This window comes from Pseudophaeobacter leonis, assembly GCF_002087335.1.
In the GTDB taxonomy this organism is placed as follows: domain Bacteria; phylum Pseudomonadota; class Alphaproteobacteria; order Rhodobacterales; family Rhodobacteraceae; genus Pseudophaeobacter; species Pseudophaeobacter leonis.
Genome location: NZ_MWVJ01000100.1, coordinates 1 through 9606, shown reverse-complemented (window position 1 = coordinate 9606; position 9606 = coordinate 1). Strand labels below are relative to the sequence as shown.

At 58.9% G+C, this 9606-nt stretch carries 11 protein-coding genes and 3 pseudogenes; 10 read left to right on the top strand and 4 right to left on the bottom strand.

Going from position 1 to position 9606, the window contains the following annotated elements; translation table 11 throughout:
• Positions 1-149, top strand: a pseudogene (locus B4968_RS24790) (prolyl-tRNA synthetase associated domain-containing protein); the annotation flags it as partial.
• A gap of 169 nt (positions 150-318) precedes the next feature.
• On the opposite strand, the gene B4968_RS18665 reads toward B4968_RS24790, so the two are convergent.
• The gene (locus B4968_RS18665; RefSeq protein ID WP_083100849.1) at positions 319-900 is read right to left on the bottom strand and encodes an FMN-dependent NADH-azoreductase; all 582 of its coding nucleotides are present in this window, start codon (positions 898-900) and stop codon (positions 319-321) included.
• A gap of 151 nt (positions 901-1051) precedes the next feature.
• On the opposite strand from B4968_RS18665, the gene B4968_RS18660 reads away from it, so the two are divergent.
• Together B4968_RS18660 and B4968_RS18655 are read left to right on the top strand one after the other, a co-directional pair.
• Positions 1052-1930 carry a LysR family transcriptional regulator gene (locus B4968_RS18660; protein ID WP_083100846.1) on the top strand — a complete coding sequence of 293 codons (879 nt, stop codon included), beginning with the start codon at positions 1052-1054 and terminating at the stop codon, positions 1928-1930.
• Positions 1931-2031: 101 nt separating this feature from the next.
• Positions 2032-2907, top strand: coding sequence for a DMT family transporter (locus tag B4968_RS18655; protein ID WP_083100848.1), 876 nt, complete (start codon positions 2032-2034; stop codon positions 2905-2907).
• A gap of 34 nt (positions 2908-2941) precedes the next feature.
• Here B4968_RS18655 and B4968_RS18650 read toward each other — a convergent pair.
• Positions 2942-3329 (bottom strand): annotated as a pseudogene (locus B4968_RS18650) (ArsR/SmtB family transcription factor).
• A 19-nt stretch (positions 3330-3348) separates the two neighbouring features.
• On the bottom strand, positions 3349-3762 hold the full coding sequence (locus tag B4968_RS18645) for an NUDIX domain-containing protein (RefSeq protein ID WP_083100845.1): 414 nt from the start codon (positions 3760-3762) through the stop codon (positions 3349-3351).
• A gap of 278 nt (positions 3763-4040) precedes the next feature.
• On the opposite strand from B4968_RS18645, the gene B4968_RS18640 reads away from it, so the two are divergent.
• The 6 genes and pseudogenes from B4968_RS18640 (at position 4041) to B4968_RS18615 (ending at position 7809) form a co-directional block, all read left to right on the top strand.
• Positions 4041-4385 (top strand): AtpZ/AtpI family protein, encoded by a 345-nt coding sequence (locus tag B4968_RS18640; protein WP_173907555.1) that lies wholly within the window; start codon positions 4041-4043, stop codon positions 4383-4385.
• 37 nt (positions 4386-4422) lie between these two features.
• Positions 4423-5223 (top strand): annotated as a pseudogene (locus B4968_RS18635) (F0F1 ATP synthase subunit A).
• Between the two features lie 87 nt (positions 5224-5310).
• The gene (locus B4968_RS18630; RefSeq protein ID WP_008205040.1) at positions 5311-5547 is read left to right on the top strand and encodes a F0F1 ATP synthase subunit C; all 237 of its coding nucleotides are present in this window, start codon (positions 5311-5313) and stop codon (positions 5545-5547) included.
• A gap of 87 nt (positions 5548-5634) precedes the next feature.
• Complete coding sequence (locus B4968_RS18625) at positions 5635-6183, top strand: F0F1 ATP synthase subunit B' (RefSeq protein WP_083100844.1); 549 nt, start codon at positions 5635-5637, stop codon at positions 6181-6183.
• A 4-nt stretch (positions 6184-6187) separates the two neighbouring features.
• Complete coding sequence (locus B4968_RS18620; protein WP_083100843.1) at positions 6188-6748, top strand: F0F1 ATP synthase subunit B; 561 nt, start codon at positions 6188-6190, stop codon at positions 6746-6748.
• 353 nt (positions 6749-7101) lie between these two features.
• The gene (locus tag B4968_RS18615) at positions 7102-7809 is read left to right on the top strand and encodes a VIT1/CCC1 transporter family protein (RefSeq protein WP_083100842.1); all 708 of its coding nucleotides are present in this window, start codon (positions 7102-7104) and stop codon (positions 7807-7809) included.
• Positions 7810-7920: 111 nt separating this feature from the next.
• Here B4968_RS18615 and B4968_RS18610 read toward each other — a convergent pair whose 3' ends face one another.
• Positions 7921-8691: an FCD domain-containing protein gene (locus B4968_RS18610; RefSeq protein WP_083100841.1), complete on the bottom strand. Its 771-nt coding sequence runs from the start codon at positions 8689-8691 to the stop codon at positions 7921-7923.
• Between the two features lie 216 nt (positions 8692-8907).
• On the opposite strand from B4968_RS18610, the gene B4968_RS18605 reads away from it, so the two are divergent.
• The coding region (locus B4968_RS18605) for an aminotransferase-like domain-containing protein (RefSeq protein ID WP_139792910.1) at positions 8908-9606 on the top strand (699 nt) is incomplete at its 3' end.

Here is a 9606-nt window from a genome sequence, read left to right as displayed (position 1 = left end):
GGGGCGTAGCCTTTTACATGGATGCCGCGGCCCGGGAGGCGGAGGTGATCAAAATGCACCCTCTGGTCAATGATCGCAGCGTGGTGATGGCACGGGCTGACTTTCTGACGTTTCTTGAGCGTATCGGATGTGAGGTCTGCTGGATCTGAAGCGCAGCCTTTTATGCCGGGAAGGTATAATCTGGCTCTAACGCAGAAAATTCGGCCATTGCCCTCTCCAGGGCCGCTGCGACATGTGCTGTTGCGACATAGGGTGCCAAAGGGGGCGCCCCGTCTCGGCAGGAAGAGACGGGGCGTGTTTTGGCGGCTTCAGGAGGGCCTAGGCCGCGAGCGCTTTGATCGCTGTTTTAGCGCGTGCCATCGATCCCGCCTCATCCATCGACAGCTGGTCTGCGGCGACGAGCTCTACATCGGTGATGCCGATAAAGCCAAGCACATGACGCAGGTAGGTGGTGGCGAAATCAATGTCCGACCCTGCTTGTGTCCCACCGGAGGCGACGGCGATAATCGCGCGTTTGCCTGTCAGCAGACCAATGGGGCCGCTCTCGCTGTATTTGAAGGTGACGCCGGCGCGGGCAACGAGATCAATCCAGGCCTTCAGCGTTGAGGGCACCGAGAAATTGTAGATCGGCGTGCCAATGACAAGTGTATCGGCCTGTTGCAGCTCGGCGATCAGCGTGTCTGACAGCGCCAGCAGCTTGTTTTGCGCCTCAGAGCGTTGATCGGCAGGGGTGAAATTGGCGCCAATCCATGCCGCGTCCAGCAGCGGCAGCGGGGTGGCAAGATCGCGTCGGATGATCCGCTCAGGGGTCAGGCGGGCGGTGATTTCGGCGCTCAATGACCGGGTGACCGAGCTTTCGGTGCGGGCAGAGGAGTCGATGTGCAAAACGGTGGAGGTCATGATCTGGTATCCCATTTGGTGTTTCGTCTCCTTCACAAATGGGTTATGACAAATATGAACGCAATCTAGGTTTTGGCGCAGCTCATGTGCAAATTTGCGCATCTGCCTGTGACTGATTTTGACTGGCACAAATTGGAGCGAGAACGCTGTGATGGAAAACTGGGACGAGGTGCGAACCGCCTATCAGGTCGCCCGCATGGGCACGGTCAGCGGCGCTGCCGAGGTTTTGGGGGTGCACCATGCGACGGTGATCCGCCATATTGATGCCATTGAGACGCGACTGGGCGTCAAGCTGTTTCAGCGCCATGCGCGAGGCTATACGCCGACGGAATCCGGACAGGATCTGTTGCGGGTGGCGCAGGCCACCGATGATCAGTTCAGCCAGCTGGTTGGCCGTCTCAAGGGACAGGGCGATGAGGTCTCTGGCGAGCTGGTGGTGACCTCACTGTCGTCGATGTCGCATCTTTTGGTTCCGGTTTTGACCGAGTTCCAGCAGATGCATCCGGGGCTGGTCATTCGCTATCTGACCGGCGAGCGTCTGTTTCGTCTGGAATATGGCGAGGCGCATGTGGCGCTGCGGGCTGGCAATGCGCCGGATCAGCCGGACAATGTGGTGCAGCCCTTTATGAAGCAGCGCATCGGCCTGTTCGCCGCCCAAAGCTATGTGGATCAGCATGGTATGCTGAAGGGGGTTGAGGATCTGCTCAACCACCAGTTTGTCGGCAGCGACAATCAAGACAGCCGGGCGCCTTTCAACAAATGGCTGCGGGAACATACCGGTGAAGAAACCATCATTTTCCGCTGCTCCGATGGGGTGGCGATGCAAGAGGCCATTATGGCAGGGGCCGGTATCGGCTTTATGTCCATGTGGGAGGCCTCACGCCGCCCCGGTTTGGTAAAGATGATGGAGCCTCAGCCGGAGTGGGAAGGCAGTCTGTGGCTGGTGACCCATGTGGACCTGCATCGGACCAATAAGGTGCAAAGCTTTCTCAGCTTTCTGAAAGAGCGGTCTAAGGAGTGGCATGCATGATCTCAGGTCAGGGCGGCCAGATTGAGCGCGATCAGGGTCAGAGCGCACAGGATCAGAGCGACCAGATCAAACGCAGTCAGGTTCGGCGCGCCCATGGCGCCATGCTGCTGTTTTCTGTTCTGGTGGCGGGGTCGTTTTCTCTTGGCGTTCTGATCGCCAATGACATAGCCCCTATGGCGCTGAATGCGGCGCGCTTTGGCATCGCGGCGGTGCTGATCGGCACGGTTGCCGGCCTTACGGGGAGGCTGCAGCGCAGCCATTTTACGGCCCCCTGGCGCTACCTGGTGCTGGGCGCGCTATTTGCCAGCTATTTTGTCCTGATGTTTTATGGGCTGCAGACCGCAGACCCGGTGAGCGCCTCTGCGGTCTTTACCCTGACCCCGGTGCTGAGCGGCCTCTTTGGCTATCTGTTGCTGCGACAGGTGACAACGCCGCGCATGGCGCTGGCGCTGGGCATTGGCGCTGCTGGGGCGCTCTGGGTGATTTTCCGCGCCGATCTGGCGGCGCTGCGGGCCTTTGACATCGGCGGTGGTGAGGCGATCTATTTTGTCGGCTGCGTCGCCCATGCCATCTATACGCCGATGGTGCGGCGGATGAACCGGGGAGAGGCCGCCAATGCCTTTACCTTTGGCACCCTGATTGCCGGGGCGCTGGTGCTCGTAGTGGTGGGCTGGCGTGACATTCTGGCGACCGATTGGGGCAATCTGCCGCTGCTGGTCTGGATTGGCCTGTTTTATGTGGCGGTCTTTGCCAGTGCCGTGACCTTTGTGCTGCTGCAATTTGCCAGCCTGCACCTGCCGGCCGCCAAGGTCATGGCCTATACCTATCTGACACCTAGCTGGGTGATTGTCTGGCAGGTGGCCCTGGGCAATCCGGCGCCAACGGGTTTGATTCTGATCGGCATTGCACTGACCGTGGTCGCGCTGGTGCTGCTGCTGGAAGATGCCGCCAAGCCTGCAGGCGGTGCAAAACCCTGAACGCGCGTTGTGCAAAAGCGCCTGCGTCTGCGTCTCAGCTCTCTTTGACTTCTGTGGCCACAGGTATCTCTGAGGTGAAAGGTGTCTCCAGGGTGGCGGGCGTGTCCTCCAGCTCACACTGCAAAAAGCGCTCAAAGGCCTCCAGGTTCACCGGTTCAAACTGACCAAACCCCTGCATCCAGACCGAGGCGGCACGCAGCGCATCCGGTTGCAGCTTGCACCATTTCACCCGGCCGCGCTTTTCCTGGCAATGAGGCCGGCGCGCGTCAGGATCGAGAGGTGTTTCGAGATCGCCGCCAGCGACATCTCAAATGGCTCGGCCACATCGGTCACGGCCATATCATCCTCCAACAGCATGGTGAGGATGCTGCGGCGGTCGGGTCAGCCAGAGCGGCAAAGGTGGTATCTAGTTCGCTGGACATGTGGCGCGACCCTAGACTGCTATTGGCGTGAATAAAAGTCGGCAAGCCGGGCAAAGAGAGCCGGGTACTCTGGTCGCGCCAGATCTGGCCAGCTGCCGCACTGCTGCAGGGGAATCCAGGCCAGTTCCGTGTGCTCATGATTGTTGATACCGGGTGTGCCGCTCCAGCGTTCCAGTCGAAAGAAATGGTAGAGCGGCGGATCTTCGGGGGTCACATCGGGGTCAGAAAGGGTGGCAAACCACTGCGCCGCCTGCGGCACGATGGCGATCTCCTCCTGCAGCTCACGATGCAGGGCGGCCTCACGGGTCTCTCCCTGCTCTATGCAGCCGCCTATGACATCCCATTTTGAGGCATATGTCTTGCGGTAGGGCGCGCGTTTGCCAAGCAACAGGTGCCCATCATCAACCAAGAGGGCGCAGGCATATTCTTTCATCCAGGTCTCCTAATGGGCGGCGCGGGGGCTTCATTCTCGACATTTTGCACCCTTTGAGCAGGGTTAGCTGCACGAATTTCCAAAATCAACCAAATGGTTGAATGTGAAAAACGAGGTGTTTTGGCAGCAGAAATCTGGGCAGTTGGCAAATAGGTTAACATGTGGCGGGGTGATACATGTTTGTTTTCAGATGCTTATCCGATTTATTTCTGCGACTCTTGAACAATTGACTCTGCGGCCCCAGCGCCTTAGCACCTGCATCAGGAATTCACGTGAGGATGGCGCCCGTGACAGAGGATGACCAAAAGCAGCGCATGGCGCAGCTGGAGGCCAAGCTGGCAGCGGCGCATAAGGCACAAGCGCCCAAGCCGCGCGTGGATGAGCACTACTCGATGGCCAATCAGGCCTGGCGGATGGTGATAGAATTGGTGGTCGGTCTTGGGATCGGCTTTGGCATCGGATACGGGCTGGACCTGCTCTTTGGGACCCTGCCTATCTTTATGGTGCTGTTTATAATGCTGGGACTTGCCGCTGGCGTGAAGGTGATGCTTCGCACCGCGCAGGAAATCCAGGAAAAGCAACTGGCCGAAGAGGCCGACGAAAATGCAAAAGCTCGGGATTGATCAAAGATCAACACCCGACGACAGGAGAAGCGGAACGATGGGCAAGCTGTTCTTTTACGTAGCATTGGCGCTGGTGGTAGTGTCTGGCGTGCTTTTTGCACCTGAGCACGCGGCTCTGGCGATCCACCCGATGGATCAGTTCATCGTGAACCCGGTTGTTGGCGATCAGGTCAGCATGTTCGCCATCACAAACGTCACCCTCTGGTTGGCTCTGGCGGTTCTTTGCGTTTTCCTGCTCATGGTTGTTGGCTCTTCGCGCCGCGCCATCGTGCCACGCGCGGGCACAGTCGATTGCAGAATTGACCTACGGCTTTATCTACAAAATGGTTGAAGACGTTGCCGGCAAAGACGGCGTCAAGTTCTTCCCCTATATCATGACCCTGTTCATGTTCATTCTGATGGCCAACTTCCTGGGCCTGATCCCGATGTCCTTTACCACAACCTCGCATATCGCTGTTACCGCGATCCTGGCGGGTCTGGGTTCTTTACCGTCACCATTGTTTGCTTTGTCAAAAATGGCGCTGGTTTCCTTGGCCTCTTCTGGGTTTCGATCGCGCCGCTTGCGCTGCGCCCCATCCTGGCCATCATCGAGCTGATTTCCTACTTCGTACGCCCCGTGAGCCACAGCATTCGTCTGGCTGGCAACGTCATGGCGGGCCACGCGGTTCTGAAGGTTTTTGCAGGCTTTGCCGGCGCTCTGGGGCTGTTCAGCTTCCTGCCGATCTTTGCAATCACTGCAGTCTACGCCCTCGAAGTTCTGGTGGCCTTTATCCAGGCCTATGTCTTTACCATCCTGACCTGCGTGTATCTCAAGGATGCTCTGCACCCGAGCCACTAAGGCCAGGACCACAACAGTTTACCGGGTGAGCCGCTTTTGGCTCATCCAGAACCCTCATCACCACATTCCATCGTAAGGAGAATACCCATGGAAGGCGATATCGCACAACTCGGTCAGTTCATCGGCGCAGGCCTCGCAGCAATCGGTTCCGGCGCAGCCGCAATCGGTGTTGGCCACGTAGCCGGCAACTTCCTGGCAGGCGCACTGCGCAACCCTTCGGCAGCCGCCGGCCAGACAGCTACCCTCTTCATCGGCATCGCCTTTGCAGAAGCCCTGGGCATCTTCTCGTTCCTGGTTGCTCTGCTGCTGATGTTCGCAGTCTAAGACCTTAGGACGCTTTATCCTTACGGTCGGGCGGTAGGCCCTATGGTTTACCGCCCGATGTAACGGCAAGTTCCCTAGGAGGACGACATGGCATCTAACACGCAAGACGCAGCTCACGGCGCCGCCGAGGCCGCGCACGATTCTGCTCCGGGCATGCCGCAGCTGGACTTCTCGACCTTCGGGAACCAGATTTTCTGGCTGGCAATCGCGCTGGTCGCGATCTATTTTATTCTGTCGCGTGTCGCGCTGCCCCGCATTGCTGCGGTTCTGGCAGAGCGTCAGGGGACCATCACCAACGATCTGGCAGCGGCTGAAGACCTTAAGGCCAAAGCGGTTGCCGCCGAAGACGCCTATAACAAGGCTCTGGCTGACGCCCGTGCCGAGGCCCAGCGTATCGCGGCTGAAACACGCGCTGAAATCCAGGTTGGCCTGGATGAGGCGATTGCCAAGGCCGACGTTCAGATCTCTGCAAAAGCAGACGCGACTGAAAAAGCCATTGCTGAGATCAAGGCCGGCGCGCTGGAAAGCGTGAAGGTTGTGGCTGCTGATACAGCCGAAGCTCTGGTTGCCGCCCTGGGTGGCAAAGCAGATGCAAAAGCGATCGCTGCTGCGGTTGCTGAACGGATGAAAGGATAAGGACATGCGCATAGTTCTGGCAATTGCCCTCACCCTTGGTGCCACCAGCCCGGCCTTCGCCGCAGATGGCCCGTTTCTGTCGATGAGCAACACCAACTTTGTTGTTCTGCTCGGCTTCCTTCTGTTTGTCGGCATTCTGCTTTTTGTCAAAGTGCCCGGTCTGTTGGGTGGCCAGCTGGACGCCCGTGCCGAAGGCATTCAGAGCGAGCTGGACGAGGCCCGTGCTCTGCGTGAAGAAGCCCAGACCATTCTGGCCTCTTATGAGCGCAAGCAGCAGGAAGTTCAGGCGCAGGCGGATCGCATCGTGGCTGCGGCCCGTGAAGATGCAGCCGCTGCTGCCGAAGACGCCAAGGCAGAGCTTGCGACCTCTATCGCACGCCGTCTGGCTGCTGCTGAAGAGCAGATTGCTTCGGCACAGGCTGCGGCAGTGAATGAAGTCCGCGATCAGGCAATCTCGATTGCTGTTGCTGCTGCCGATCGTGTGATCGCCAAGCAGATGACAGCCACCGAAGCCAACAAGCTGATCGAGGCTTCTATTGCTGATGTGAACGCCAAGCTGCACTGATCTGCAAAGATCACTGTAACTGGATTAAAGAACCCGGCCCTCAGTGGCCGGGTTTTTTGTTGTCGGCTCCCATTGGCGTCGATTGATTGGGCGTCGGTTGATTGGGCGTCGATTGAATGTCCGCTCAGAGCGGGCGCTGCCTTTGGCCCAGGAATGTCTTGTTTGATCATGGCCGTGACAGAATGAGCGGTTTTAACAAAAAGGCATTTATGTCTCTCTTCATCGCTATAGAGTGGAGAAAACCGAAGCTCTTCTGACGGCTGGGTCTTGTTGGGGCGGAGTCTGAGGCGACCCTGCCTTGCTGTTTTCCTGACTGGAGCCCTGGCTGCGCCGCACTGCGAAAAGGAAACGAAATGACCGACGCTTCTGCTCACCCGGGAGACCCCCATTACATTACCCGCAGCGGCTGGCTTCGTGCTGCAGTCCTGGGGGCCAATGACGGCATTGTATCTGTCTCGTCGCTGATTGTCGGGGTCGCGGCGGCAGACCCGAACCCAGGCGCGGTTGTGATTGCAGGCGTTGCCGGGCTTTGTGCGGGGGCAATGTCGATGGCTGCGGGCGAATATGTTTCGGTCTCTTCCCAGTCCGATATCGAGCAGGCTGACATTTTGCGCGAAAAGAGAGCGCTGGAAGAGTTCCCAGAGGAAGAACTTGCCGAACTCGCCGCCATCTACCGCGAAAAGGGGCTGAGTGACGAGACCGCGCTGGTGGTGGCAAAAGAGCTGACCGAGTATGACGCCCTCGGGAGCCATGTTCGAGACGAGCTTGGGCTCTCGGAGGTGCATACGGCCAACCCGACACAGGCCGCACTTGCATCAGGGGCTACATTCAGTGTTGCTGCCGCGATCCCGCTGCTGGCGGCCCTGGCGGCCCCGGTTGGGTCAATAATTCCGGTGGTTCTGCTCGTCACCGTGATCACATTGGCAGCGCTGGGGGCCCTGGGTGCGAAAGCGGGGGCTGCCCCTGTCATGCGGGCAACACTGCGTGTGGTGGTCTGGGGAGTATTTGCCATGGCTGTGACCGCAGCTGTGGGCTGGCTCTTTGGCGTGACCGTTGGGTAAAAGGATCGCGCCACGGCGAAGGCTTGTGCTGATTTCCAGTTTTGTTGCGAACCTGACCTGAGAATAAACCGGGCTTTGGCTGCAGCATAGACAACGGGCCGTCGTGTTGCGCTACCCCTTGCTGGTCTCATGCTGCAGACGCTGCTTGGCAATCTCGGCGTTGCGTTCGGCGCGTTGGTGGTCGATCAGCGATTGTTTCACATAGTCCAGATGTGCCTCGACGGCGGCGCGGGCGGCCTCGGGGTCGCGGGCCTGCAGGGCGGCGTTGATGGCGCTGTGCTGGTCCAACAGCGCTTCATAGGTGGTGTGACGGCTGAACATGATGCGCCGGTTGTAGAAGACGCCTTCGTGCAGCAGATCAAACATCGACCGCATCATATGCAGCATCACCACATTGTGGCTGGCATCCATGATGGCGGAATGGAACTGGGCATCAAGACTGGCCGCTTCATCCGACAAGGCGGGATCACCAGCGGCGACCATTTTATCAAAAATGGCCTGGATCAGCTTTAGGTCGGCATCAGAGCCATAGCGCGCGGCACGCTCGGCAGCCAGGCCCTCCATGTCGCGGCGAAAGTTGAGATAGTCAAACACCGCCTCGTCGTGCCTGGCAAACAGACGGATCAGCGCCGGCGAGAAAGCCGAGCCCAGAACATCGGCCACAAAGATTCCCGACCCCGCCCGGGCCGTCAACAATCCCCCCTCCTGCAGTTCTGCAATGGCATCGCGCAGCGACGGGCGGGACACGCCGAGCCGTTCTGCCAGCTCGCGCTCTGACGGCAGCCGTTCGCCGGGCGAAAGAATGCCACGCAGGATCAGTTGCTCGATCTGGCGCACCACAGAGGCAGAGAGTTTCTCGGGCTGAACTTTTTGAAAGGGCATGGGGGCCTCGGGCTGATCACAGGATAGGAGCTGGGTGGCCCTGCGGCTCCTTGCTCAATTGGTCAAAACATATGACCCCGCTCAGCGCAAGGCCGCAAGCCATTCGCAAGAAATGCAAAGCACGATCACAATGATTGAAATAAAGGTCATAATTATTGACTCATTTTGTAATATTTCTACTCATGAGGCGACAACAACACACAGGAGCGACCTCATATGTCCTTGCAACAGCTATTTGCCAGCCGGACCCAGCGCATGAAGGCCTCTGAAATTCGTGAGCTGCTGAAACTGTTGAACCGCCCGGGTCTGCTGTCTTTTGCCGGGGGCATCCCTGATCCGGCGCTGTTTCCGTCCGAGGCCTTTGGCAAGGCCTTTCAGGCCGCCCTGACGCCAGAGATGCAGGCGCAGGCGTTGCAATATTCTGTCAGCGAGGGCTATCTGCCGCTGCGCCAGTGGATCAAGGCAGAGATGATGCGGATCGGAGTGCCCTGTGAGACGGATAATATCCTGATCACCTCGGGCTCGCAGCAGGCGCTGGACTATCTTGGAAAACTGTTTCTGTCAGTCAATGATACCGCCCTTGTGGGCTGGCCCACCTATCTAGGGGCACTGGCTGCGTTCAACGCCTATGAGCCCCGCTATGATCAGCTCAACTCTGGCGGCAATCGGTCAGCCCTAAGCTATCAACAGGCCGCAGAGGCTGCAGGCGGCGCGGTGAAATTTGCCTATCTGTCGCCGGACTTTGCCAACCCCACTGGCGAGACATTGCCCCTGGCGGGACGCATGGCGCTGCTGGACCGTGCTGACGAGCTGGACTGTGCGGTGATCGAGGACGGCGCCTCTCAGGCGTTGCGCTACGAGGGCGAGGCCATAGCACCAGTTCTGGCGCTTGAGATCCAGCGGCGGGGCGAAATT